The following is a 23,735-nucleotide window of genomic DNA, read 5'->3' on the forward strand; positions in this document are numbered from 1 at the left end:
TAGGAGGTGCTGCAATGAGCACGACGTTCATCAGAACGGGTTTCGCACAGACAACCGGATCGACGCGGCAGACGTTTAGCCTCTTCAAGAGATGTTGGGTACAGTTTCGAGAATTGCGCAAATGCGAGAGACTCCGCACCGATTTGTGCGGCCTGGATGATCGGGAGCTTCAGGACATCGGCATTACGCGCGGCGAAATCGACTACGTCACCTCGAACCGCGCCATCGATCCGCGAGGCGTCCCATCTACCGTTCGATGATTGTCGGATATTCGGCGCCAGAGGATGTCAGGCGTTGAAACGCTCCTACTCATCATTTCTCGTGCTGACTTCTGCTGAGGGTCAATAGGCGAAGTCGGCGCTCTTCGTCTATAACGAAGCAGAGTTTCATTTGGTGGGGCCTGGAGCCGAGCAAATGTCGTTCAAGGGCCGATCCCTTCTGTTTGCTCTGGCCAGCCTGCTGTGGATTTCAGGGTGCATGGCGGATGAACTCGCGCTCGTGCTCAGCAGCGCCGAAGCAACACATGAAAAGCGAACAGGAAAACCAGTCGTGGATTTAGCCTTCCCGAAAGCTTCCCGTGAGCCGCTTCATAAATGGAGCCAAGACAACGTTGGTAAAATGATCGAACTTCTCGTTGACGGTCAGGTAGTTTATCGGGGGATGTTGAGAGAGCCGATGTACGGGCCGCATCTTCGCATCGACGGTGGTGACCGGACAGACGAAGCGACTAACGACCTCGTGCGACAAATCTCTAAGACCCCGAACGGAGAAATTAAGCTCCGGTCGTCACCCGCTTCCAATTAGTCCACTATGGGTCACTCGCGTCATTTGCGGCCCGTTCGCCGGATGTCTGCTGATCACCTGACAGCGGCGGAAGAGCGGACATCTCTCGACCGCTGCTTGGGGCCAAAATCGGCCGTCGGGGCAGCGCGGAGCTTACACCGCGATTATTCGGGTTTTCTCTGGCTATTGAGATACCGATTTTGATCCTTGTCAGGGCAATAAGTCATTTGCAGGCCCGGGCGCGTGAATTTGTTCTCATTAGTCTCACGAACAAATATTTTCCTGGTGTCTATATTTTCTAGTATGAAAGTTTCCGGAAAGGGATTGTCTGTCAACACATCAGTACAAGCAACGTTTAGTCTGATCGAGCCCGGAGCAGCGTCCGTCAATCGAGTGATTGTGCATTGCTGTTCAAAGGCGGCGATGGATTTCTTGGCCAATTCAATGACAATGACTTCTTCGTCTTCGTCCCTTCCTAGCCCCGCGCATGCCCTCGCTCCATAAATGCCGTCTTTTGGACGCCAGTTTTCACCTGCCTGTCCTTCTTTATCGAGAGCAACGGCTGAGCTGGTACCGCTTGATACGGACAGGAAAACGAAGACCGCCTGCAACAAGCGGCGGACAAGGACAATGTGATCTTCCGGATTCATAGGCCGGGCTTCCTTCGTGTCGCGCGAACGCTTCAAAGTCATAACTGCAAGTCGTCGGGTCGGCTATGGGTCACTCGCGTCGCTTTTGGCCCGCACCCCAGATGTCCGCTTCTACCCTGACAGCGGCGGAATAGCGCAAATCCCCCGACCGCCGCTTGGGGCCATACACGGACATCGCTCAATCGTCCTCCGTTGGTCTGATTGCCGATTGGTTGTGGCCGCCCCTCACTCCATCACTATAGCGTGGTCGCTGTCTGCCGGTGCTACCGTGGAGCGCAGCGAAAGCCGCCGCTGCCGGGGTTGAGATTCGGTGCGGCGGCTCTTTACGCTCGGGCGTGACACGCAACCCGCGCCGACACTCTCCCCGCAACAGATGAACAAGTCGTCAGCCGATCCCCGCACGATCACGGTAGGCTCTTCCATAGGCGCGGCGAGTTGGGCAGTTTTATCGTTCGGGCCCGTTGCCGTGGCCGACAAGCTGCAGGTCGATGGGCGTCGTCGTGCGCGTAGGCAAACGATCTGGTTCGTATCGTTCGGCTAAACCAAAGAGGCGCGCTTTAATGAAAGGATCGATGGCCTTTCAGCGAGAGCGCGCACAGTCCGCGCGCGGTGCTTTTTGAATTCCTCACTCAGCACAACAGAGACCCCAAATGCAAAACGAAAGAAATACAATGGCGACGAGTGTAACGTTTCGCGATCTTTGCGGGAGCCTGAATGCAAGGCGGATGGCATTGCCGTCCCCAGGTCGAATGGGTCGAGTTGCGCCCGAGGGTTCGATTGCTCGGGCCCCGCGCTTCCTCACCGGCCTGTCGTCGAGTTCGAGATGGTTATTATGGCAGGACGGCTGGCTTGAAGCGGGTCGCCAATAGCGCATACTCAAACGATGCACGAACAGCGACCAGCTTTCATGGCTCACAAAAGCCCCGGACCTGGCTGGAGCATCGATATCCTATGGCCCGATGGTGAAACGGAAGTCATCAAGGGCTTTGTTACCGAGCATGACGCGGCTAAGTGGATTGCTGAGCACCCAATTGCGCGGCAAGTCCCCGCCGTCGAGGGAGACGTAACGACCGGAAAGTAATTGGCTGCGGCGCCCGGTTCGGTCTGGTCTCCGTGCGTCACAATACCTTGGTGGACGAGTGGCAATCTCCCTAGGCTGGGATTTCAGGAGCCCAGACTGGAATGCGTGGCGGGCGCCGCCGGAGCGAACATATTCCGCTCGCGCGGGCGTTCTCGAGCTATCTCCAACTGGAGGGAAACGCATGTTCGACGCCGAAACGACTGCGCTACTCAGAGCAGTGCTTGAGGAAGTGTGCGAGAATATTTCCGTGTATGAGACCGGCGCCAGAGCGCACGTTGCCTCCAAGATCCTCGAAGCCGCCGCAAGCGGACAGCTCTCGATAGATGACTTGAAGGCAGCGGGTCACAACGCTCTGCATGCGCCAGCGATGTGGCGCTGAATTTCATCGGCAATTGCGGCTTCCAGCTTTGCCAAATGTCACCGCATGTCCGATCAGGTCATGCCAGTTCGGCACGATGTTCACAGGTCCAGCAGCACCGCAGATCGTGCGCCGCCGGCAGGCCGAATGGTTCGTGCCGGAAAGTCTAAACCATCGAAATACCCTTCGAGCTCTGCAACCGCTCGGCGCTCCCACTCCTCCGCCTGCGTAAGCAATGAGCATCGTTGAATCGGCCGGAATGCCGCGGCCTGGCGGCACAGCGAAGCTATTGCGCGATAGCGGCGCACGTTCTCCATTACGGCCAACCCGGTCATGTTTGGATCTCCCCATTCCGTTCCCGGACGCGAATTAGCAGTAGAACGATTTTCGATCCGTTAGCGGCCAGAGCGGAAAGCGTGAATGGTTGGCAAGACCTTGCGAGTGGATCGCCGACTTTGGTTAAGAAGCTCGAAACCAATCCCAAATCCGCACCGCGGCCTTCGCATTCTCGGTGCGATTTAGCGCTGATGACCGAGGCCAATTCCGAGTGACGTTGCCTTCTGGCGCAACGAACCTTCGGATCGCTTCATCAGCTTGGCGAGCTTGGCAACGGGTGTACGCGCTTTCGAATGTTGCTTCAACAGTTTGACGTCAGCCGTCGTGTATTCTCGACGTTTTCTCTTTGTTGTTTTTGCCATCTATCTTCTCCGGCTATTGTAGGGCGTTAGTACATAGCATGCGAAGGTTCTCCTGCAAGCGAAGGGATGGTTCCAGTGTCGGATCGTTCGGCGTGACCGGATGATGCGAGCCTCGCGCGACCCAGTGCCGCTACATAGGGGGCGGGCATTTCTACGGCGCTGTCTGATCTCTTCGTAGGCATGCAGATATGGTAGTCGCCATGAGCAAAGCGGATACCTCTGTAGTGTGTCAGTCTGCGAGCGGACCGGTACTCGCTGGCGAACAAAGCGGGCTCGCCGGAAGGGCCGAGCCCGCAACCAGGTCTTCACCAGGCGGGGTCGATCGGTGTCGTCACGGCATTGAGATGCTCGACCCCTTCCGCAGCGTTCAAGCACTGATCGTCGCGGAACCGACGACCCGTCAGCAGCACTCCGATGGGAAGACCCGTCTGCGGGTCGCGCGCTGCCGGCACGCAGGCGCTCGGAAGCCCGAGTAGATTGGCCGGCACCACCGGCCTCATCATCTCCAGGGTTTGTGCGATCGCCTCTGGAGAGGAAACATCATATCCGTGGGTAAACGGGAGCTGCGTCCAGGTGGGGGACAAGATCAACGAGTACTCAGCCATGAACTGTGACCATTCACGCGCAAGCCCATCGCGCGTCATGAACAGCAATGACATGTTAGCGGCGTGGTCCAGCTTGGGCACGATGCCGAAAATGCTGCCGAAAAAGTGCCGGCCGTCCTCGCCCATGAGCGGAGCCATCTGATCCCATAAGCTGGCATAGTCGCTCATCAGGAGTTGTCCCCACACACGGACAACGTCCTCGTATTGGGGTGGCGTCACCTCGTCGACGTCGTACCCGGCCTTAGCAAGCGCGACGGCCGCCGTCCTGACGGCCGTCGCAACAGCCGGCGCGGTGGCGCCACCAGGCGGAGTCGCTACCATGGCAACGCGGGAACGGTCTTGCCGTGGCCCGTCCAGGGGAAGCTCGACCGCAAGCGGATCTCGTGGATGCGCCCCCATCATGGCCGTCAAGCCGAGCCTGACATCGGAAACGCGGCGCGCCATCGGCCCATGCACAGCCATCCACTGCCAGGCGATCGGCCGATTTTCAAAGGGTGGTTGAGACGCATCGGGCACTCGCCCCGGATTGTGCATCAGACCTACCGGCTCCTTTGGAACTAAGTTTGGAAGTCGATACTGCGCAAGATAATGCCTGGAGGAGTGCCTTCGAACTCCATAGCCAGGAATTTGCGAGCGGCACGCTCTTCAATCCGATCGCGAAGTCTCATGAATTGCGCCTCGCGCTGGTTGGGCCTGGACCGCGCTATACCTTCCAGATCATCCATGGCGGAGGTCGAAATGGCGCAGGGTATCTCCCTTTGTCCGTCAACCATCGAAAACAGCATGACCATCCTGTCGAACTCGTAGCCGAGAAATCGACCACGTGTGAGCGCCATTGGACCTCCTCCCTTCCATCACGTCCAGGTCAACCGCCCGACGCTTGTAACTGCCCGATCGTTTACGCGACGCGCGCGTCTTGCCATTGGAGCTTTGAAGGCAGGACGACATCCGCGGCGGCGCGTCTATGACGTGGAGTGGCCAATCTAGCTGTCGTGCCGCACTCAGCACCTGCAGCCGCTGGACGGACGCGGATCTATCGATCTCCCGACAACGCGTCAGATGACGCTGGCCATTTCTATTTCGTTTTGCCCTCAACGAAGGTCGGCTGCCGTCCCGCACCCTTTTGGCTTGGTGCTGCGGCAATGACTTTGATTTTCTTCTTTTTGGGTTTCTTGGCCTCCCGATTGCTTCTTTGTTGACCTTTGGCCATGTCGATCTCCTTGGGTTTGAGGATGACGCAGATTGAGATGCAGAATTGGCCAAATTCGTAGTCAGAAATTATCATCCGGTTCAGACGGTGAGCGTGTCCAGATCATATATCTGGGCCGTGAGCCTCGTGATCAGATCAAGCGTGCAAGCAACATATTGCCGTATGGGTGCAGCCAATGTGGATCCCCCGGGCACAGGCGCCGCAGCCGTCCCTGAATTCGATCTCGGGATATAGGACCAGCTCATTGCGATCCTCCGCGGCCTTCACCAGAGCGTTCCGCGCTGCAGGAGGAGGCGACACGAGCAGCGCGAGCAAAGGAACGGCGCCGGATTGCTGGTAAAACGCCTGCCGACGGCACGGCCGCTGCCGCTCCGCCACGAGGATTTCGGCATGTCCCGCTTCAAGGACAGCTGTCGAGATTGTACAATCTTTCCCGCCCGTTTGAAGGCCTCCCGCTGTCCTCAATGGACCTGCGGCGTCTCCAGCGTGCCATTGGCGGCCTAGTTCCGCTTGAGGAACCTCGTCCGCATTGCCCGCGGGAGGTCGTGACGGGTGGCCAGTTGGGGCAGTAGCCTGGCTAGGCGTGCGCGGGTGTACCGCCATGCGTCGTGAAAGTTGCCAATGCGAGCAGAAGACCTTGAGGCCCTGCGGGAACACATGCTCGCGGTCATCGCCGCCAACGCCTTTGCGCTGCGTGACACAATTGGCAAGAGTGCCTTTGACGACCGTGTCATGACGGCCATACGCAAAGTGTCGCGGCATGAGTTTGTGCCAATCGAACTTCAGCCCTACGCGTATGCCAATATTCCGCTTCCAATCGGCTTCGAAAAGACGATCTCGCAGCCATTTATCGTCGCCCTAATGACCGATCTGCTCGACATCAAGGCCGATGACAGCGTTCTCGAAATCGGGACCGGTCTTGGCTATCAGGCAGCCATCCTCGCGCAGCTGGCCCGCAAGGTATACTCCGTTGAAATCATCGAAGAGCTCGGCCAAGAGGCGAGGCGACGGCTCCGACAGCAGGGCTGTAGCAATGTCGAACTCAAGATTGCCAATGGCTATCACGGTTGGTCAGAGCACGCCCCCTTTGACAAGGTGATCGTGACGGCTGCCCCCGATCTCATTCCTCCTCCGCTGATCCACCAGTTGAAAGCGGGTGGGAAAATGGTGATACCGGCCGGCCTGCCCAATGTGCAGCAGCTCATTCTGGCCGAGAAGCTCGCCAACGGCAGAATGACGATGAAAGAGATTCTGACCGTCCGGTTCTCTCAACTCGAGGGGACTGGACCTAGCCTGCAATAGCCCGATGGCGCATCCGTAACGGAGCATGGTCACAATGATCGAGAGCAGTAGCGCCGTCACCCTCGCGACCTGCGACACGACGCTTTCGAGCGCACATTCGCATCCGCTAGCCTTGCCGCGGTCTAGCGGCATTGGCGCGCGATCCTGTTCCGTTCTTGTCGCTGGCGGCAGGCTTCCTCGCCGGAGCGGCGATCAGTCCGTCTCGAATGGCCTTCTTGCGCGCGAGTTTGCGTCGTCGGTGGATGGCTTCCGTTGTCTCTCTCGAAGCGCTGTCTGAGGGCTTCTCGGAGAAGCGCCGGCGGCGCTTCTCCCTGAACAGGCCCTCCGGGCTGCATTTTTCTCTTGAGGATGCCAAGCGCTTACTCGACGTCATTGTCTCGAACGAATACCTGCACGCGTGTTGCTCCCAAGGTCGCCGCACAAACCATCGAAGCGTTCGGCAAGGATGCATCTGCATCACAACTACCGAAGCTCATTCAGGGCACGAGCCCGGTGGAGATCAGCCCGGGGAAATGCTGAGCTGCCGCGCTTATTTGTCTTCGTCGGGTTCTCTGATGACTGGCGGCTGGCGCTCGTCGTCCGGTTGGGTGTCGTTGTCGTTGTCTTCGTCATCGTCATCGTCATCATCATCGTCATCGTCATCGTCATCGTTGGGGTCTCGCGGCGGCATCGTGCTGCCTATGATGGTGACGAGTCCCCATTCGGCCGCGGAAACGTTCTGAGGGATGCGCTGGGTCATGGTCGGCTCCTTGCTGGATGTTGCGACATTCATGCGTGGAATGTTATCGCGCGGGGCCAAGGTCCAGCAAAAGGGCGCCATCCATGACCCGCGTGAGACACCTGCGCCAGCTAGGTCGCCAGAGCAAGCGCCAGCATGGCGAGCTGCACACCGCCGCTGCTGGGTCGCAACAACATCCCGGAATGGGGTGGGCAGCAAGCCGGAACTATCTCCGCCGTAAGGGTAAGAGATCAGGAACGAAATGCCTGGACGCGACTTGAATGCATGAGACCGTCACTCGCCGTCAACTACACGGCGCATGTCGCGGATAGCCAAAGGTCCTACCAGGACCCGCTGTTGTCAAACACCAAGCGCTCGCGCGCAGATAGCCAAAAGTGGCGGTCTCCAGTTCCATTGAATGGGCAGCCGTGCTCGCAGGTGGAAAGCCAGCGGGAGGGTCGGCGCTTTTCTCTGTGCGGAAGGAGACTTCGCTATGCCGCACCGCATTGACGTAGACCACAAACACAGCCGAGCAATTATTAACGTGATCGGCAAGGAACTGCGAGCGTCGCTGAAGCCTGAGCCGGAACAACCGGAGAGTCTCAGAGCGCAACTCGAACGGCTGCGGGAATTGGAGTCACCATTAATCGTTATGCAGACTCCGAAAAAATACCTGGAGCTAGCCGAGCACTATCGGAGCGCAAAACTCGATACCAAGGACCGGACTGCCCGCTACCTGCTTGAGACGCTTGAACACAGCTATAGGGTGCTCGCGCAAAGCACAGTTGTGCTGCGCCGTTCGAGGAAGGCGCAGAAAGCACTTGCGAAGTTCCACAAGTAAGGCCGCCTCATTGGCGGCTTGTTTCATTTGAAAACGTCCTCTTCTTCGTCCGGGTCCGCCAAGTGACGCTCATAGAGGCGACCGTCACCTATGGGTCTTGGTCGTGTAAAAACGCCAGTCCCGAGGCAGTCGGGACTGGATTGGTGTCATGCCGCGATCGCAGCCATCAGCGGCTTGATCCCGACGATGTTCATGACCCGTGTCAGATTGTAGGCCAGGACGGAGAGCGCCATTTCGGCCGCCACTTTCGGAAGCGTTTTGGTGAGGAAGTGTGTCGCTCCCATGCGGGCCTTCATGGTGCCGAACGGATGCTCGACAGTTTCGCGGCGCTGACGCATGGCGTGCGGGCTTGCATCAAGGCGCTGCTGCACAGCCTCGAGCAGATGCTCATGCTCCCATCGCGTAATCCGCCGTTCTGACCCAGGCGTGCATTGGGTCTTGAGCGAACAGCTTTGACAGGCCGTGGTCCAGTAGCGCCGCAGCACCTTGCTGTCTTCTTCATTCGTATAGCGATATGATAGCCGCTCCCCGGCCGGGCAGCGATAGACGTCCTCCTCTGGCAAATAGGCAAAGTCCTGTTTACCGAAGCGTCCGTCTGCCTTAGCGCCGGACGTTAGCGGTTTGGGCAGAGTTACCGTGATGCCCGCTTCGTGGCACGCAAGGATCTCTGGGCTGTTGAAGTAGCCGCGATCGGCTACAGCTTCGAGCGTCTCAGTCTTCAGAACAGCCTTCGCCCGCTTGGCCATATTGGCAAGTTGTGCCCGATCCGAGCCGCTGTTCGTCACCTCGTGCGTCACAATCAGATGGTGTTCGGTGTCTACGGCGACCTGTACGTTGTAGCCGACAACACCAGAGCCGCGCCCGCTCGTCGCCATCGAGCGGCTGTCGGGGTCGGTCAGGGAGATTTGCTGGTCGGGTGACGCAAGCATCTGCTTCTCGTAGACGGCAAGCTTGCCCATTTCCTCCTTCAGTTTCGTCAGCTTCTCGGTAAGCCTCGTCACCTTCGTGGCCAGGGCCTCGGTCGGCTCCTGGCGGTCGGCCGTGTCAAGTTGGCTCAGATAGCGCGCGACGCTCTCCTCCAACTGAGCACGCCGTCGCTCCATCTTCGCGCGCGTGAAGTTCCTGTCCCGGTTGTTCACGGCCTTGAACTTGCTGCCATCGATGGCGACGCTCGCCGTCGCCAGCAGACCCATCTCTCGGCAGAGTTCGACGAAGCGCGCACATACCCTGCGCAGCGCCAGGCCGTTGTCCTTGCGGAAGTCCGCAATCGTCTTGTGATCGGGAGCGAGCCGACCCAGCAGCCACATCACCTCGACGTTGCGCCCGGCCTCTCGTTCCAGCCGCCGGCTCGACTGTACCCGGTTCAGATAACCGTAAATGTAAAGCTTCAGGAGCACCGAGGGATGGTACGACGGCCGACCGGTGGCCGCCGGCTCCACACCCTCAAAGCCCATCTCAGCCAAACCGAGCGCATCGACAAATACGTCGATCACGCGAACAGGGTTGCTCTCGTCAATGAAGTCATCGAGGCATTCGGGCAACAGCGACCGCTGTCCACGATCCGCCTCTTCAACGAAGCGCCTCATCGATTCCCCCAAAGAATCACAGGAGAATCATAACAGCAGCCCAGCGTTTTCACACAGCCAGGGTCATTCTCGACCGAGTCTGTGGGCCTCGCCTTCCATTTGATGTCTGCTTTACCCCAAAAGCAACCGGTGCCCGGGCGTAGCCCCCCTCGGGTTCAACGGGCGGGCGATGCCCCAGTGGTGATCTACCGGAAATAAATTCAGACAGCATCTGGATCGGAGGTCGCGACGAACGTGCACGGTGGAAGCTGCCTGCTAGCATTCGACGTGCTGATTGTGCTTGCCGCCATCGGGCTGGCCGCAGCGGTCTTCTGATATCGGCCGGCCCAAGCACGCCAAACAGGCGCGCCCATCATCGGCTCAAGCCCGACTAAAGCCGTCCACCGCCAGCGTGATCTTGTGCGCGGTATGGTCAATGGTGATGCAGTTTATCTTTGTCAGCGCGCCGCTGGTCCTGAAGTACAGTTCGTGATGGAGCTTTAGCTCGGCGTCGATTTGGTGGTGCCCTTTGATAAGCGTGCCGTCGAGGCTGCTCTGGCCCACTTCATCGCCGGCTTGGTTCACGATTGTTCGGATCATTTCGTCTTTGATGGGTTTCATCTCCGCCTCCTACAACGTTGTGCCGGTCCCGGCGTTCGAACCAGACGTACCCAAACACGATACGATCGGCGGGCGCATCAAGCTCTATGTGCAGGAGAGCTTCCCCGAGGCTTAGAGCCTGACGGCCTGCATCGCTCCGGGCTCGCCTGACATGGCGCGCTGCGGACTACCGAACCGGTCTATCGTGATCCATTCGCGGTCAAATGTCGGCTCATACAGAGCGAAGCCGTCAGGACTGGACGTGACGACCAGCGTCTCCGGATCGAGCTTCTGCAGCTCATCTAACAGGTCTTTGACTTTCATGGCCGTGCTCGTTGCATGCGCCGCGGTGCCGGCGCGTTCGAGAACCTTGGCCATTATAGCCTCGCAGTCCTGCGCTGTCAGGACAGCGCCCCAGTCGCGCAGCTCCTGCTGGAGGGCAGCGGCCACCAACCTCACGGCGCTTGTTGCGGCTTCCTCCTTCGAGAGACCGCCCAGAGAGCGCGGACCAAAGGGACGCTAGAAGCAACTCACGGGTATCTCCGGGGCAGGAAATTACCCGGTATCCCACCACCAAACCACTGCGGCACAAGACTCACCACGCCAAACAAGGCTCGGAGGGGGTCAGCCGGTTGTTGCGGACTGTGCGGGCGCAAATCACCCGCCCCAATCCGCGCCCGGAAAAACCGGATGGAGGGCGGCGCGGGTCGCCGGTGTCGAATTACGTCTCGACGGCGACGACCTAGTGTTGGAAGCCTCCGCGCCGCCGCCGGCCGAAATCCTCGATCTTCTCTCGATTCACAAGCCTAGCATCGTGGTGTTGCTGCGTCCTTGGCAAAGATGGCTGGTCGGCCGAGGACTGGCAGGTCTTTTTTGACGAGCGCGCCGGGATTGCGGAGTTCGATGGCGGCCTGCCACGCGATCGGGCCGAGGCCCGCGCCTTCGCCGAGTGGCTCAACCGCAATCTGGTGCGCTCCCCTCCCGGCCGCTGCGTCGGCTGTGGTGCAGGCGAAAGCGCCTAACGATGCGATTCTCACGACCATCCTCAAGCTTCTCCGCCGGCTCCCAATCTATCCGATGTTCGGCCGCGGGTTGATGAGATTGCAGCCAGCCTATGTGCGTTCGCAGTTCGAAGACCCCGATCGTCCCGAAACATCACCACCCCCCGGTCCGGCAGCGATTGCAAGGCGCTGACGATGGAACTGGCACGGGGCCAAGGATGGCGACAGTCTTCGCGGCTCGATCGGCCAAGAAGCCCGCCGCCGGCGAGGCACTGATCCGCGAGGCGGATATCTCGCCTGCCGGAGCTGGAACGAAAAGATGTGAGCTGATGGCGGCCCGGTCGACCCCTCGCCGCCGATCGACCAGGCCATCAACCGCAGTTGTCCGTGACTCCAGATCCGGTGCTCCCGCTGCCAGACGCCGCGGGCGGTCGATCTGGCCACCCCGCCCATGTTACGTCCACAATCTCACCGATCGGAAGATGGCCGGCGGGCAGGCAAAGGGGGCTCCGGCTCACAGCCCCAGCCCCCGCTTCCGACCGAACCCCCATTCGGTGCCACCGCTGTCGCGCATCACACCGCTAATGTGCTGGCCGATGCGCTTGTCAAGCACAGGCGGCCAGGGCACGAGCTGGAAGCCGAGACCATCCTCGATCATGGCGAAGCGCCCGCTGGCTAGCGTAGCGACGCCAGCCAGCCTGCCGGCGACGAGTTCGCCCGGCTGGCTCGGCATGTAGGTCAGCCCGCGCTCGGCCGCCATCTGCTTCCCGACGCGACTGATCTCGGTCGCCTCAAGGCGGGCAATGAGGTCGTTCGGCGCGCGAACACGGCCATCGGCGAGCCGGGTGGCGTGCCCCTGATCGACGAGGGCCTGGCGACGACGCTCCATCGCGTCCTTGACCTCCCGTCCAAAGCCCACCGTCGAGAGCGGCGTCCGGTTGGGTGACGCTCGCCGACGGCGCGGCCAATGAGGGGCCGGCGTTCGCCGTCTTGCGCGACCTGGTGCAGCCGCTAGACGGCATGATGAGCCGGCTGATGGACGGCGTGTCTTCGCTCTGGCCGGCGGCACTCCGGCTGCGGTCATGCGGCAGCTCGCCACCGGCTGCGCCGCCGTTTCTTCGCAAGAAGCGGACAGCTGCAGACCGTCCAAACGAAGAGCAGCGGCATAACAGCCCAAACGCGCGCTCCCGACGAAGCCAAGCATGCCGTTGTGCTCGCGCCGTTCCAGGGTAAAGCTGTTGCGCGCCGGCAGTGCGGCCGCCCTGGACCGCCACTACGCGTGCCGGTCCCGTAGATATTGGTCTGGCCGGAGGAATGGTCCCGCAATCGATCGAGCTGTCGAATAGCGCACGTTTCTCGTCGGAAGTAGGCACCCGATCTCGCGGCGGTGTTCGTGTATCGCTGACTTCAAGAACCATCATGCGGCCGTCAGCCTGATAGCAGAGATAGCCGATCGGGTTCGGACCCAGCGGTTCAACCGAGTCGCCAGTGGCCACCACTTCGCGCTTCCACGAAACCATTTTCCACGTGCCAACCAAAGCGCCAGTGCGGTCATGGCTAACTCCAAATCGCATCATCGCGCGATCTCGCCGACATAGGGTTCCCGCTCGGTAAATTTGATACGCTGGTCCTCCGCGTTACTGGTAGCTGTAGGTTGTGCCCTTCGGCAGCGGCAGCACGGGATCGCGCTGGGCCTGGCTCTTCGGCCACACCACATACGACTTGTCATCGATATACTCGAGCACGACCGGGAACGAGCGCTCGTTCTGGCCAGCCATCGGCGTACCTTCCCCGTAGAACTTGACACCAAAGCCCAGCATGGTGCCGCCGTTGGGAAGGTCCACTTCCAGCGTCGCCTTGCGCAAGGCATCGGGGTCTACGCCACCGTACTCCTTGATGGCACGTGGCAACACTTCAGTCAGGAAAACGTAGGTGTTTGAGGCGGCCATGCCGACGTGGGCGGAGCGGATGGCCATGCCCGGCTTCACCTTGTCGAACTCCTCGCCGACCATCTTGATAATCGGCGGCAGTTTTGGATCAAGGGTTTCCGGATTAGTCAGCCAGATCGAGATCGGATCGGTGTTGAAGATGTAGTTGGCATCTGCACCGAGCCCTTCCTTCAGCTTCTCATAAACGCCGTATCCTGCGCCATGGCCCACCAGGGCGCCGAATTTGAGCCCCTGCTCGCGAGCCTGCCGCAGGAGCAACGTGATGTCGGGATTGTATCCTGTGTGGAAGATCACGTCCGGGCGAGCACGTTTCAGCTTGGTGACAAGTGCGGAAAGATCAGGCGCGGTCGCTGAATACCCTTCCTTCAGCACGACATTGAAGCCCGCTTTTTGGGCGCCGGCCAAGTTGCCTTTGGCGACGTCGACACCATACGCACCATCCTCGTGGATGATGGCAACCCGCAGGTCTTTCGGCTCCTTGCCGAATTTGGACTTCGCGTTCTGGGCGATGAAATCCATCGTCATCTTGCCGAACTGGTCACCGCTCGCCTGCGGGCGGAACACGTATTTGTAGTTCTTGTTTTCGAGCACCGCCGAGGAGATGCAGGTGGTGATCCACATGAACTTCTTCAGCTGCTCGACGCGGTCGGCCACCGGTACACACTGCGCCGAGGAGAAAAACCCGAGCAGCATGTCGACCTTCTCCTGCTCGATCAGGCGCACCGCTTCATTGATGGCCACGTCGGGCTTGCTCTGGGCGTCGGCATAAACCGCCTCGACCTTGTAACCCTCGACGCCGGTCTTGCTGTACCGGTCGAGCATGATCTTGGCGCCGATATAGTGCAGCTCCGAGCCGCCGCCTGCCAACGGACCGGTCAGGTCGTAGATCACGCCGATCTTGATTTTCTTTTCCTGGGCCTGGGCGGAGACCGCCATGCCCCACGTCGCTATCGCGACGATCAGCCCATTGAACAGGCGGGCAGCCTTGCGCGTCAGCATCAAACCCTCCCTGGTTAATTGTGCAATGCGTTTCTTTGTTTTCGCCGATCACTATGATCGGGGTGAGCGATGTCAAACCGAATGGCGCGGCATCGGAGCATCCGGGCGTACGACGTTCTGCTCGGAAGGATTGCGGATCTTGTTCAGTGGTTGCGCCGAGCACACCGACGCGCCGCATCCGCTCCCTCTGCTGTGCGCGCACAGCTAGCGGCCATACTACCGGTTCGCCAGCAAGCGCGGCTATCGATTCCCGGCGTCCAATGATCGCCGGCATGCGCCTCTCCGTGCGAGGGCTGCCTAGTGAAACGAACGATACCACACCGCGAGCATTGGGTCTTCACGTTCGGCGAGGGCGCTGCCGGACCTCCGACCTTGGCCGCGTCTCTTATGGGTCACGAGCGTCGCCCGCTGCAATGGGGTCAAAATGCGACCTCGCGCAAAGGGCAGCTGTTGGCGCAAACCAGGCACATCGACGCTTGGGCCACGCACGCAGGCATCATCGATAAGTTGCTGGCGGAGCCCGAGGCGGCAGATGATGACCCGCGTCGGGTGGGTCTCCGCGAAAACCGCGGCGTGAGCACCCGAACGGGACGGCTGTCCGGTGGGCCACTTGACGAACGCAACCGGAGCGGCGACCTGCTACTTGCAGCCGCGGCAAATCGTAAGCTTGCCCTTTAGTTTGTCATCTTCCGTGGGATCAACCGATTGCTGCCCAGAGACATGATCCGCCTCTTGACCGAGCTTGGGCTGCTTTGCCGGGCGCGACCTGACGGGTCGCGTCGTCCGGCTTGACGCGTCATTGTCGTCAACGGTGCCGACGCTAAAGCCATCGTAATCGGTTGCCGGCTTGGCCGACGGCGGCAGCCTGTCGATCACCGGTGCAGGCGAAACATCGTCGGACGCCGACGGCGTGTCCTTGACAGTGGCAGATGGTGGGACGCCCGGGGCGGTCGCCCGTGGCGGCACATCTTTAGCGGCTCGGGGTGATACCGAACCCTTGGCGGTCTCCGCCGGCGGCGGAACGTTATCCGTCGGCGGTGACGACCCAACACTGCTCTTTGCTGATGGCGTGGAACTTTTGACAGCCGCCCGCGGCGGCGACACGCTGGGTGCCACCATCGGCGGCCAAACACTGTTGGTGGCGGCCGGGGGTGCCGACCCCTGTTCACTCGACGGCGGCGGCGGAGCAAGCGAAAGCGGCGGGGCCAGCGACGTCTGACATCTCGCGCTGTCGTGTAACCAAACACCAGCGGCCAACAAGCCAAGGGCAAACAGCGTAGCGTTTTTCATTCGCATTCTGCAAATACTTTGACTGAAAGAAGTGATCGCGTGACTTGCGTGGCCACGCTTCGGCGAAAATATCCACGCCTGACACGGCGATCAAATTTGACTTCCAATTCCCTCCCCATAGGTCTCCACCTTGAACTTGGAATCACCACACGTGCATCAACGGCACGCGCCTAAGGATCGATCAGGACGCCCGGGTTGAGCATGCCACGGGGATCAAGTTCGCGCTTGGCGGCCCGCAACGCGGCGGCAAAAAGCGGTGGCCGCTGCCGGTCGTACCAGGGTCGGTGATCGCGGCCAACGGCATGGTGATGCGTGATGGTGCCGCCTGCCGCGATCAGCGCGTCGCTCGCCGCGTCCTTGATGGCCTGCCACTGCGCGAGCAGCGCACCGTGCCGACCGCGCGCGTGGAACGAGAAGTAGGGCGCGGGCCCGTCCGGGTAGACGTGGGTGAAGCGGCAGGTGACTTCACCCTTCACCCCGGTCGCTTGCAGAATCGCCCGTTCGGTTGCTGCCTTGACCTGATCGTGGAAGCTTTCGAACCGATCCCAGGTGATGGCGGTCTCGAACGTATCGTTGATAAGTGCAGCGGGCGTCAGGAATTCGCGCGCATAGGGCATCCGGATGAACGCGTTGCGCCAGATGCCTGCCGCGCCCTCGAGATGCGCGTCACCGGCCTCTGCGGGCTCCGGTGTCCCGCGGTGGTCGGCGCAGCATTCGAGCGCACGCTTGACCCAAGCGTCCAGGGGATGATCGCCCGATTCGAATGCCAGCACCATGATGGCGGAGCCGCCGTCGGCCGCACCGGTGTTGAGCGCTTCCTGCGGGTCCAGGATGCGGCAATTGGAGGGATAGAGGCCGGCTTGCGCGACCGCACGCACCGCGCGCGCGGCATCGAAGAAAGTGGGAAAGCGAATCGAAGCGCCGGCGCGAAACTTTGGACGGTGCTGCAATCGCATCCAGGCGCGCGAGATCACGCCTAAAGTTCCTTCCGAGCCGATGAACATGCGGTCGGGGCTCGGCCCCGCACCCGAACCGGGAAGCCGGCGCGTCTCCACGACGCCAACCGGCGTCACGACACGCAGGCTTTCGACGAAATCGTCGATATGGGTGTAGAGACTGGCGAAGTGGCCGCCCGATCGCGTCGCGATCCAGCCGCCCAGGGTCGAATATTCAAAACTCTGCGGAAAATGCCGCAACGTGACGCCGTGCGGCTTGAGCTGGTTTTCCAGCGATGGACCATAGGTGCCGGCATCGATCAATGCGGCGCGCGAGACCGGATCGACTTCGACGACCCTGGAGAGCTTGCGCAGGTCGAGCGTGACGGCCGCCTTGTGCTTGAAGCCATCGGCCTGTGGCTCGACGCCACCGCACACGCTCGATCCGCCTCCGAACGGCGTCAGCGAAGCGCCGACGGATCCGGCCCAGTCCATGACAGCCGATATCTCCGACTCGTTGCGTGGATAGGCCACGACATCGGGCGCGCAATCGTAATCGCCGAGCATGGCCCTGACGTAATCCGGATAGGACTTGCCGTAAGTGTGCGCGGCGCGGTCATAGTGTTCGGTCGTGCAGAACGGTGCGAGCGACGCTGGCGGCACCACGCGCGGCTCCCGCAAGGACAGCTCGTCAAGGCCGGGAACATTGACCGTGTCGAATTCGCCGGCGCCAAACTTGGCATGGTAGCGGCCGAGGACAAACGTCCGCTCTTCCGCGCTCATGCCTTCGCCTTCCCGTCCCCAGCCGTAATGCTTCAGCCTTGTGCCGGTCATGAGCGTTCCCCGTGTTTCGTTTCGAGAGTTCTTGAACCGAAGAACAAGATACTTCTGAACGACCGCGCTGCACAGTGAGCTCGTTCGATCGAAACAATACGCTTTCGAGCGGGAGCATGAAAGGCGGCGACAGCGGGGCAGCTTCTTCAGCAAACGGCGACGCAGCTGCCGCTGCACCCGCTCAGCCTTACCCGCATGGTGTACGACCAAATGTCAGGCCGCCGTATTCCGCGCGGGTGGAGATCATGCGACAATTTCGAGAGAGCTTTGGCTTGTTGAAAGACCGGTGGAATACCCGTCTGTTTCGGAAGGTGCGCATTTGATCTCCGAAAGTGATCTGGAGCTTGCTCTTGATTTCGTCCGGGCTCGGGCTGCGGGACCGGTCGAGGGCATTTTTGGTCCAGGCTCGATGACCTGGCGGATCGACCGAGAAGCCATCACCTTCTTGGGCGCCGGTCGAGCCTTGCTGCTTCAGCTGGCGCATCCCTGGGTCGCCGCCGCCGTGGCCGAGCACTCGCGGACCTTCGCGGATCCGATCGGTCGCTTCCATCGAACCTTTGACGTCGTGTTTACGATGGTGTTCGGCTCGCTCGATGCGGCCGTTACCGCTGCCCGGCACCTGCACCACCGCCATACCATGATCGTCGGCCGCCTGCCCGAAGCCATCGGTCCGTTCGAGAGCGGCTCGCCCTACCGCGCCAACGAGGTCGCAGCGTTGCGCTGGGTTCACGCGACCCTCGTCGACACCGCTCTGGCCGTCCACGACCTGATCCTGCCTCCGTTCTCGGTCGAAGAGCGCGAGCGCTATTGGACCGAAAGCCGGCTGTTTGGGGCATTGTTCGGGCTGACGTCGAGCGACTTGCCGGCGGATTGGGGTTCATTCGCGGCCTACACCGCGGCGATGATGCAATCGGATACATTGTCCGTCAGCACCGCCGCGCGCGAGGTGGCCCGACAGATCTTCGCCGGTGGACGACCATGGTTGCGGCCGCCGCGCTGGTATCAAACCCTGAGTGCCGAGCTGCTGCCGGACCGGCTGCGCACCGGCTTCGGATTTGCCTTTGACGAACGCGACAGGAAGGCCGCAGAGCGGGCCGTTGCGCGGATACGACGCATCTATCCCAAAATACCGACCCAGCTTCGCTACGTCGGCCCCTACCAGGAAGCTCAAGCGCGACTGCAGGGAACGCCGCAGCTGGGCTGGACAACGCGGTGCCTGAACAGGGCCTGGATAGGACGACCCCAGTTGGATGACCACTGGAACAGGTGAAGCTGCCCCCGGACAGCCGCGGACGTTCGGATGCAGCCGACCGCCGCCTCCCGCGATCCCGATCTCACCAGACCGAGAACGCACCTCTCAGCAGCGAGCTCCAACAAAGCTGGCGATCGCGCAGACGCTCGTAGCCGTACGCGAGCGGTGGACGGCGTTTTCGGAACTTGATGCCGCTTTGCGGCTGGTCGCTCAACACCATAGCGAAGTCGGTACCCTGCCGGCTTCCGGACACAAGCGCGAACACACGGCCGAAGGGGTTCAGGAGCGTTCTGCGGCGGTGACGGCGTACAAAAAAACGAGCAGTTGGCTCCTGTATGGGGGAACCGATGCGACATCCGCGCGCGTCGGCGCTGCCGATTACCGATGCGCGCTCGCGTCATCCGAACAACGTCCTGGCGTCCCGCCTTGCCTGATGCAAGACCGATATAGCCACGGTGCCACGTAGCTGCCCGCCCAGATACCGCGGCCGCCGTGTTCGGCATCCCGCTGAGCGGCCTCGTATTTGCGCTTGGAATACTGTGGCCAGTCGACCGCGAAGCCGTTACGGACAAGCCACTCACCTAGATCGACACCCGCGACCACATTCGCGACCGAGCATGTCGCCACCGTACGCCCGTATTGGTCCAGCGAAACCGGCACGCAGCTCACCGGGCGTCGCGCGATAAAAGCGTCGAGATCATTCGCGGCCTTAGCGCCGCAGCGATATTGTAAGCTGTCCTCGCCCCGACAGAGCTGGGTACTCTCGGGCGCATCTATGCCCCAGAGCCGGATACGTGTGCCATGAATTTCTAACGTGTCGCCGTCGATGATGCTGGCCTGCCCAATGAGATCGTTCGGAAAGGCGACGCTGGTCGCTGTGAAGAGCAACAGCATGACGAGCGGCCAATGTCGGAGGCGCATGCGCTAATTGCTCTTTTGATGTTTTCCCAGCTTACGCCAATAATAGCCGGTCGTTTGCACGGCCGATTTGATCTTATCGCTTACTGCAACAGCCGCCTTCTTCTTTCGCCACCGACTTGGGTTCTTATGGATAGGGATCGGCTGGCCCTTGGCGACGACCAAGAGGTGATCTCGACCATGATTCAAGTACACATCAAACATACGCACCACCTCCCAATACACACAACACAAACATAACCCTGTACCATCAGTCCTTAATGAGATGCCAAAAGAGTGAACGGACAGTCTTGGCCTGTCTGTTCGAATGCCGACAAAGGAGGGGATATTTTGTTCGGACTGTGGGAATTGCGACACTGTCCGCAAATCAGCGAGCCGCAATGGTTGCCTCTAGCGACCGCGCGCTCAAGGCCGGCGCGAAACTCGCCGCTGCGGCATTGCGCCTGATTGTTTTCGGCCGAGCGATGCGAGGCGCGAGATACGCGCGCGCAGCGCCGTAAGCCACGAAGCGAGAACGAGAGGAGTGGAAGGTGCGCAGGCGATGCGCGACATCCTACGTCGATGGAAATTCACTCTATGCGGCGGATTCTTGCGATTGGCTGCTAAACGCCAGCAGTATCGCGAGATACTGGGCGATATTCTGAGCGTGATCCGGGCGCGGTTCGTTGGTGATTCCAAGTTCGGCGCACAGGAACGCCGCACCGAGTTCCGCAATCAACTCCTCGGAGCAATAGGGCTTGTCGGCAAAGCGCTCGCCTTTCTCGCAGTTCAGGCGATGGGGACAGCCGCTAAAATGCGTCGTCAATTCATGTGGGACCGTGGAATAGAAACTCTCTTGCGGTGAGTTGGAAGTCGTCGGGGCCGGCGTTCAGCGTCACGCCCGGCAGCAGGCCGCCTGCGCGAACTGCTTCCGGCTCGCCGCCTGCTTCATCACGCCGGCGCGCGTGAGGTCGCCGCCGCGACGCAGCACCTCCCCCGGTCGCCGTCCCAATCGGTCGACCGGCCTGCGCGCAGCGAACATCACTCACCACTGGTATTTGACGGTGCCCTTTCCGGTATAGCTGTGGGTCGTTTTGGAGAACTCGCTCTCGAAAGAGGCGGCGAGCGAGAAACCGCTGGGCCAGCGCACTTCGGTGACCACCGAAACGAGCCCCGCATCGGCCGCCTGCGCCGCGCCGTTGACGATGAAGCCGGAAGCCGGCAGTGCTGCGAATGCGGCCTGGAGGCTGCGGTCGGTGCTGAAGTTGTGCACCCAGGCGGCGCGGCCGCGTAGCGTCAGGGCCGCCGTGCCGTCGTTGATCAAAAAGCTGCGGTCGGCGCGCAGGCCAAGTTCGCTACGCGAGGCCGTGACGTCCTTCGCCGTATAGCTCAGTGCAAACAGTCCGCTGCCTGCCAACACGCGTTCGGCATAGCTCGGCATGAACAGCGTGGTGAACTGCCCCGCCGCATACGGCGTCACCCCCAGCCACGACGTCGCGAACCGGTAGCCGCCTTCCAGCCGCCCGGACAGCGCATTGGCCTCAAAGCGCCCGCGCAGATGGGTGTCGAGCACCGTTCGGTCGGTGGTCACGTCCTGCCAGCCATAGGCCAATGCACCGGAGAGATAGGCCGCTCCGAGACCATGCCGGCCATAGACGCCAGCCTGGAAGGCGTCCGACCGGCCGCTGCCGAGCCCACCGGCGAGACCATAGCCCGTGCCCGCACCGCCCATCGCAAAGCCGAGCACCGTATCCTGCAAGACATGATAGTCCGCTCCCACCGCCGTGCCATAGATCTGCGCGGTGGTGTCCGCCGAGCCGGTCAGCGCGCTGCCGCCTGTGGTCTGGCCGCCGCCATAGCCCGTCGCCCACACGTTCCAGCGGGGCTCGTAGAACGGGACGACGCGCGGCGGCGCCTTGGTGATCAGCGCGGCATAGGCGCTCGCCGCACCGCTCTCCTCGGCATACGACGGCGCAACCGACGCCATCGCCCCACCTTGCGGTCCCGTCCGGCCTGGGATGGCAGGATCGGTCAACAGATCAGTGAAGCGATTCATCGCATCGAAGCTGGCCTGCTGGATCCCGGTTGCCGCCTCGCCCGAGGCCACCGTCAGGCCTCGTGGCGACAGCGCGCCAAACGCCAGCGGAATGCCGCCCACACGATTGAACGAATTGATCAGCGCGGTGGATACGCTCTGCTGGTTCCGGCTCAACCCGGCAACATTCATCACCAAGTTCAGATAGGTGTCGTTGGCATCGTAGCTGAGATTCGCCGCGAAGTTCTTCGGCAGGTTGGTGTTGACCGGTCCATGAAAGGTGCCGCTCACGCCTCCGGCAGCATTGAGAATGTTATATCTCTTCATCACATAACTGCCCGGCGACCAAACCGCCAGTACGCTGGCACCGCCGAGCATTGCAGTGCCAGTCACGTTGGTGCGGTCGGCGTTGGTCGGCGACATCTGCACGAGATAGCTCGCCGCCGCTGTGAATACCAAGTTGCCCTGCACACTGAGCAGGCCGATCGAGTTACCCGGTGATAGCGTGCCGCCGTTGATGGTGACGTTGCCGACAGTGCCGGTGCCGCCGAGCAGACCGCCGACGTTGACTGTGGTCATCGAAGACGAAGCAATCGAGCCGTTCACGATCAGCGCACCGCCGTCGACCGAAGTCGGACCGGTATAAGAGTTGATCCCCCTGAGGATCAACGTGCCTCCACCCGACTTGGTCAGAGCCCCCGCGTATTCCGCATCATTTTTGGCTTTGAGCGCTGCAAGACGGACTTGCAGCACCTTGGCTGCGGGATCGCGGCCCCGAGCAGCAATTTCCCCGGTCAGATCGACGATCTCCTGCGCCTCTTCCCGCTTGCGCTGCCTCAGCGCCGCATCCGAAATGCTGTTGCTCCAGATGTCGGTAACACCGGTCGGAAGATTGTAGTTTTCGGGACGCAGCAATTGGCCCGGACCATTCATCGCGGCCTTGAGATCGGGAATGCCCCAGCCATAGATCTCGTTGACGCCCGAATAGCCTTTGGGCTGGCGCGCCGTGGTCAGCAGCACGTCGCGTGCCTGCTCATTGGTCATGTAGGCGTATCGCTGCAAGACCAGCGCGAGGGCGCCGGCCACGTGCGGCGCCGCCATTGAGGTACCGCTCCAGCGGTCATAGCTCGGCTTGCCGGCACTGACCACAGTGCTGTCGATATCAACGCCCGGAGCTGCAAGACACCAGTACTTGGCCAGGCCACATTTGTTGAACTGTTGCTTCTCTGCCCGATCTATTGCAGTGACTGCAATCCAATCGTGTTCAAGCTCCGGCCGAAAATAGGGCAACGACGCCCGCACCGACGGATTGTCAAACCCGGCATTGCCAGCCGTGAAGACCATGATGACGCGCCGTTGTGCGGCCTCGGCAGCGGCATCCAGCCAAGTCTTCTTCCCGACATAGCCCATGTAGGCGTTGAGCACGCCTTGCCTGGTACTGTAGTCGTCCTCATCAGGCGGGTTGCCCCAGCTTGAGTTAATGACCCTGACGCCGGCGGTGACCAGGTTGCCGTAGGCCCCCTTGAAATAATTGTAGTCCTCGTTCGGGCCGTAAATCATCTCGTCGGTGCCGCCTGTGTTCGACACATGAAGCTCACCGTCAAACGCCACGCCGTGCATTTCCTTGCCGTCGCGCGATGCGGTGATCGTTCCAGAGACGTGCGTTCCGTGTGAATCATTCACTCCATCGATCCAGCTGCCTGTATCGGAATAGGAATCACCTTGCTTGAACGCGCCGTCGGTCGGGCCATAGCGATACCCATCCGCCCCATATTGGCCCTGGTTCGATAGAACGTGAATCCTGGGATTCTGGAATTTCGGATGGGAGCTGAGGATGCCAGAATCGACGACTCCGATCAGGATACCCTTACCAGTGATGCGATTGGCATAGGCATATTGGGCATTCATCGCCTTGAGCCCCCAGTCGCCGTTGAATTCAGGCGTCATCCAGCTCTTGGCTGCGACCTCAAGATCGCTGGTCGTCGTGCTGTTGGCGTTTAGGTAGGGCTGTTGAGCATATGCCTGCTGCGCCAGAGCCACCGCACAGATAGAAACGCCGCCGAGCCACAAGGCGCGCTTGATGAAATTGCTGAGATTATCGGACATCGGATACCCCCTTTGTGTTCGATTTG

The 23,735-nt window shown here is 60.9% G+C and carries 24 protein-coding genes and 1 pseudogene; 7 read left to right on the forward strand and 18 right to left on the reverse strand.

The annotated features are described in order from the left end of the window. The first annotated feature begins 14 nt into the window (after positions 1 to 14). Together ACVIYL_RS07625 and ACVIYL_RS07630 are read left to right on the forward strand one after the other, a co-directional pair. The gene (locus tag ACVIYL_RS07625) at positions 15 to 260 is read left to right on the forward strand and encodes a DUF1127 domain-containing protein (RefSeq protein WP_456778157.1); all 246 of its coding nucleotides are present in this window, start codon (positions 15 to 17) and stop codon (positions 258 to 260) included. A gap of 154 nt (positions 261 to 414) precedes the next feature. Further along, positions 415 to 804, forward strand: a complete 390-nt coding sequence (locus ACVIYL_RS07630) for a SecDF P1 head subdomain-containing protein (protein ID WP_456778158.1) — start codon at positions 415 to 417, stop codon at positions 802 to 804. A 143-nt stretch (positions 805 to 947) separates the two neighbouring features. Here the strand turns inward: ACVIYL_RS07630 and ACVIYL_RS07635 are convergent, their stop codons facing one another. Next, positions 948 to 1,433 (reverse strand): hypothetical protein, encoded by a 486-nt coding sequence (locus tag ACVIYL_RS07635; protein WP_456778159.1) that lies wholly within the window; start codon positions 1,431 to 1,433, stop codon positions 948 to 950. A 1,262-nt stretch (positions 1,434 to 2,695) separates the two neighbouring features. On the opposite strand from ACVIYL_RS07635, the gene ACVIYL_RS07640 reads away from it, so the two are divergent. After that, the gene (locus tag ACVIYL_RS07640) at positions 2,696 to 2,893 is read left to right on the forward strand and encodes a hypothetical protein (protein ID WP_456778160.1); all 198 of its coding nucleotides are present in this window, start codon (positions 2,696 to 2,698) and stop codon (positions 2,891 to 2,893) included. A gap of 80 nt (positions 2,894 to 2,973) precedes the next feature. On the opposite strand, the gene ACVIYL_RS07645 is transcribed toward ACVIYL_RS07640, so the two are convergent. The 5 genes from ACVIYL_RS07645 to ACVIYL_RS07665 all read right to left on the reverse strand — a co-directional run bounded on the left by ACVIYL_RS07645 (position 2,974) and on the right by ACVIYL_RS07665 (position 5,385). Beyond that, positions 2,974 to 3,207, reverse strand: a complete 234-nt coding sequence (locus ACVIYL_RS07645) for a hypothetical protein (RefSeq protein WP_456778161.1) — start codon at positions 3,205 to 3,207, stop codon at positions 2,974 to 2,976. Positions 3,208 to 3,390: 183 nt separating this feature from the next. Beyond that, positions 3,391 to 3,570, reverse strand: a complete 180-nt coding sequence (locus tag ACVIYL_RS07650; RefSeq protein WP_456778162.1) for a hypothetical protein — start codon at positions 3,568 to 3,570, stop codon at positions 3,391 to 3,393. A gap of 305 nt (positions 3,571 to 3,875) precedes the next feature. Then, a complete protein-coding gene (locus ACVIYL_RS07655) occupies positions 3,876 to 4,709 on the reverse strand; it encodes an amidase family protein (protein WP_456778163.1) in 834 nt (277 codons plus the stop codon). Positions 4,710 to 4,732: 23 nt separating this feature from the next. Next, complete coding sequence (locus ACVIYL_RS07660) at positions 4,733 to 5,011, reverse strand: DUF1488 family protein (RefSeq protein ID WP_225649107.1); 279 nt, start codon at positions 5,009 to 5,011, stop codon at positions 4,733 to 4,735. 239 nt (positions 5,012 to 5,250) lie between these two features. Further along, complete coding sequence (locus ACVIYL_RS07665) at positions 5,251 to 5,385, reverse strand: hypothetical protein (RefSeq protein ID WP_456778164.1); 135 nt, start codon at positions 5,383 to 5,385, stop codon at positions 5,251 to 5,253. A gap of 621 nt (positions 5,386 to 6,006) precedes the next feature. Here ACVIYL_RS07665 and ACVIYL_RS07670 point away from each other — a divergent pair. Further along, on the forward strand, positions 6,007 to 6,687 hold the full coding sequence (locus ACVIYL_RS07670; protein WP_456778165.1) for a protein-L-isoaspartate(D-aspartate) O-methyltransferase: 681 nt from the start codon (positions 6,007 to 6,009) through the stop codon (positions 6,685 to 6,687). Between the two features lie 529 nt (positions 6,688 to 7,216). On the opposite strand, the gene ACVIYL_RS07675 is transcribed toward ACVIYL_RS07670, so the two are convergent. Next, complete coding sequence (locus ACVIYL_RS07675) at positions 7,217 to 7,426, reverse strand: hypothetical protein (RefSeq protein WP_456778166.1); 210 nt, start codon at positions 7,424 to 7,426, stop codon at positions 7,217 to 7,219. Positions 7,427 to 7,898: 472 nt separating this feature from the next. On the opposite strand from ACVIYL_RS07675, the gene ACVIYL_RS07680 reads away from it, so the two are divergent. Then, the gene (locus ACVIYL_RS07680) at positions 7,899 to 8,246 is read left to right on the forward strand and encodes a hypothetical protein (protein WP_456778167.1); all 348 of its coding nucleotides are present in this window, start codon (positions 7,899 to 7,901) and stop codon (positions 8,244 to 8,246) included. Positions 8,247 to 8,392: 146 nt separating this feature from the next. On the opposite strand, the gene ACVIYL_RS07685 is transcribed toward ACVIYL_RS07680, so the two are convergent. The 7 genes and pseudogenes from ACVIYL_RS07685 to ACVIYL_RS07715 form a co-directional block, all read right to left on the reverse strand. Next, positions 8,393 to 9,832, reverse strand: a complete 1,440-nt coding sequence (locus ACVIYL_RS07685) for an IS1182 family transposase (RefSeq protein WP_253607763.1) — start codon at positions 9,830 to 9,832, stop codon at positions 8,393 to 8,395. 360 nt (positions 9,833 to 10,192) lie between these two features. Next, positions 10,193 to 10,432, reverse strand: a complete 240-nt coding sequence (locus ACVIYL_RS07690; RefSeq protein WP_456778168.1) for a hypothetical protein — start codon at positions 10,430 to 10,432, stop codon at positions 10,193 to 10,195. A gap of 111 nt (positions 10,433 to 10,543) precedes the next feature. After that, positions 10,544 to 10,789, reverse strand: coding sequence for a hypothetical protein (locus ACVIYL_RS07695; protein ID WP_316396949.1), 246 nt, complete (start codon positions 10,787 to 10,789; stop codon positions 10,544 to 10,546). Between the two features lie 428 nt (positions 10,790 to 11,217). Next, a complete protein-coding gene (locus tag ACVIYL_RS07700) occupies positions 11,218 to 11,454 on the reverse strand; it encodes a hypothetical protein (protein ID WP_456778169.1) in 237 nt (78 codons plus the stop codon). A 472-nt stretch (positions 11,455 to 11,926) separates the two neighbouring features. Continuing rightward, positions 11,927 to 12,616 (reverse strand): DUF3363 domain-containing protein, encoded by a 690-nt coding sequence (locus ACVIYL_RS07705; protein WP_456778170.1) that lies wholly within the window; start codon positions 12,614 to 12,616, stop codon positions 11,927 to 11,929. Positions 12,617 to 12,791: 175 nt separating this feature from the next. Then, positions 12,792 to 12,989, reverse strand: a pseudogene (locus tag ACVIYL_RS07710) (lipocalin-like domain-containing protein); the annotation flags it as partial. Between the two features lie 60 nt (positions 12,990 to 13,049). Further along, the gene (locus ACVIYL_RS07715) at positions 13,050 to 14,360 is read right to left on the reverse strand and encodes an ABC transporter substrate-binding protein (RefSeq protein ID WP_456778171.1); all 1,311 of its coding nucleotides are present in this window, start codon (positions 14,358 to 14,360) and stop codon (positions 13,050 to 13,052) included. An 847-nt stretch (positions 14,361 to 15,207) separates the two neighbouring features. Between ACVIYL_RS07715 and ACVIYL_RS07720 the strand changes: the two genes are divergently transcribed. Continuing rightward, on the forward strand, positions 15,208 to 15,579 hold the full coding sequence (locus tag ACVIYL_RS07720) for a hypothetical protein (RefSeq protein WP_456778172.1): 372 nt from the start codon (positions 15,208 to 15,210) through the stop codon (positions 15,577 to 15,579). 241 nt (positions 15,580 to 15,820) lie between these two features. Here the strand turns inward: ACVIYL_RS07720 and ACVIYL_RS07725 are convergent, their stop codons facing one another. Next, the gene (locus ACVIYL_RS07725) at positions 15,821 to 17,419 is read right to left on the reverse strand and encodes an FAD-binding oxidoreductase (protein WP_456778173.1); all 1,599 of its coding nucleotides are present in this window, start codon (positions 17,417 to 17,419) and stop codon (positions 15,821 to 15,823) included. 319 nt (positions 17,420 to 17,738) lie between these two features. Between ACVIYL_RS07725 and ACVIYL_RS07730 the strand changes: the two genes are divergently transcribed. Next, positions 17,739 to 18,689, forward strand: coding sequence for an oxygenase MpaB family protein (locus tag ACVIYL_RS07730; protein WP_456778174.1), 951 nt, complete (start codon positions 17,739 to 17,741; stop codon positions 18,687 to 18,689). Positions 18,690 to 19,049: 360 nt separating this feature from the next. Here ACVIYL_RS07730 and ACVIYL_RS07735 read toward each other — a convergent pair whose 3' ends face one another. The 3 genes from ACVIYL_RS07735 to ACVIYL_RS07745 all read right to left on the reverse strand — a co-directional run bounded on the left by ACVIYL_RS07735 (position 19,050) and on the right by ACVIYL_RS07745 (position 23,709). After that, complete coding sequence (locus ACVIYL_RS07735) at positions 19,050 to 19,565, reverse strand: thermonuclease family protein (RefSeq protein ID WP_456778175.1); 516 nt, start codon at positions 19,563 to 19,565, stop codon at positions 19,050 to 19,052. Positions 19,566 to 20,163: 598 nt separating this feature from the next. Beyond that, positions 20,164 to 20,394, reverse strand: a complete 231-nt coding sequence (locus tag ACVIYL_RS07740) for a zincin-like metallopeptidase domain-containing protein (RefSeq protein WP_456778176.1) — start codon at positions 20,392 to 20,394, stop codon at positions 20,164 to 20,166. 219 nt (positions 20,395 to 20,613) lie between these two features. Then, a complete protein-coding gene (locus ACVIYL_RS07745; protein ID WP_456778177.1) occupies positions 20,614 to 23,709 on the reverse strand; it encodes a S8 family serine peptidase in 3,096 nt (1,031 codons plus the stop codon). Positions 23,710 to 23,735 lie beyond the last annotated feature (26 nt).

It is taken from the genome of Bradyrhizobium sp. USDA 3315 (genome assembly GCF_054056795.1).

Coding starts and splice junctions, on each gene's coding strand:
- ACVIYL_RS07700 (WP_456778169.1), bottom strand. CDS start 11,454: ATGGTCGTGAGAATCGCATCGTTAGGCGCTTTCGCCTGCACCACAGCC.
- ACVIYL_RS07660 (WP_225649107.1), bottom strand. CDS start 5,011: ATGGCGCTCACACGTGGTCGATTTCTCGGCTACGAGTTCGACAGGATG.
- ACVIYL_RS07655 (WP_456778163.1), bottom strand. CDS start 4,709: ATGCACAATCCGGGGCGAGTGCCCGATGCGTCTCAACCACCCTTTGAA.
- ACVIYL_RS07645 (WP_456778161.1), bottom strand. CDS start 3,207: ATGACCGGGTTGGCCGTAATGGAGAACGTGCGCCGCTATCGCGCAATA.
- ACVIYL_RS07680 (WP_456778167.1), top strand. CDS start 7,899: ATGCCGCACCGCATTGACGTAGACCACAAACACAGCCGAGCAATTATT.
- ACVIYL_RS07725 (WP_456778173.1), bottom strand. CDS start 17,419: ATGACCGGCACAAGGCTGAAGCATTACGGCTGGGGACGGGAAGGCGAA.
- ACVIYL_RS07715 (WP_456778171.1), bottom strand. CDS start 14,360: ATGCTGACGCGCAAGGCTGCCCGCCTGTTCAATGGGCTGATCGTCGCG.
- ACVIYL_RS07745 (WP_456778177.1), bottom strand. CDS start 23,709: ATGTCCGATAATCTCAGCAATTTCATCAAGCGCGCCTTGTGGCTCGGC.
- ACVIYL_RS07705 (WP_456778170.1), bottom strand. CDS start 12,616: ATGCTTGGCTTCGTCGGGAGCGCGCGTTTGGGCTGTTATGCCGCTGCT.
- ACVIYL_RS07640 (WP_456778160.1), top strand. CDS start 2,696: ATGTTCGACGCCGAAACGACTGCGCTACTCAGAGCAGTGCTTGAGGAA.
- ACVIYL_RS07665 (WP_456778164.1), bottom strand. CDS start 5,385: ATGGCCAAAGGTCAACAAAGAAGCAATCGGGAGGCCAAGAAACCCAAA.
- ACVIYL_RS07630 (WP_456778158.1), top strand. CDS start 415: ATGTCGTTCAAGGGCCGATCCCTTCTGTTTGCTCTGGCCAGCCTGCTG.
- ACVIYL_RS07695 (WP_316396949.1), bottom strand. CDS start 10,789: ATGGCCAAGGTTCTCGAACGCGCCGGCACCGCGGCGCATGCAACGAGC.
- ACVIYL_RS07635 (WP_456778159.1), bottom strand. CDS start 1,433: ATGAATCCGGAAGATCACATTGTCCTTGTCCGCCGCTTGTTGCAGGCG.
- ACVIYL_RS07685 (WP_253607763.1), bottom strand. CDS start 9,832: ATGAGGCGCTTCGTTGAAGAGGCGGATCGTGGACAGCGGTCGCTGTTG.
- ACVIYL_RS07625 (WP_456778157.1), top strand. CDS start 15: ATGAGCACGACGTTCATCAGAACGGGTTTCGCACAGACAACCGGATCG.
- ACVIYL_RS07650 (WP_456778162.1), bottom strand. CDS start 3,570: ATGGCAAAAACAACAAAGAGAAAACGTCGAGAATACACGACGGCTGAC.
- ACVIYL_RS07735 (WP_456778175.1), bottom strand. CDS start 19,565: ATGCTGTTGCTCTTCACAGCGACCAGCGTCGCCTTTCCGAACGATCTC.
- ACVIYL_RS07675 (WP_456778166.1), bottom strand. CDS start 7,426: ATGACCCAGCGCATCCCTCAGAACGTTTCCGCGGCCGAATGGGGACTC.
- ACVIYL_RS07690 (WP_456778168.1), bottom strand. CDS start 10,432: ATGAAACCCATCAAAGACGAAATGATCCGAACAATCGTGAACCAAGCC.
- ACVIYL_RS07670 (WP_456778165.1), top strand. CDS start 6,007: ATGCGAGCAGAAGACCTTGAGGCCCTGCGGGAACACATGCTCGCGGTC.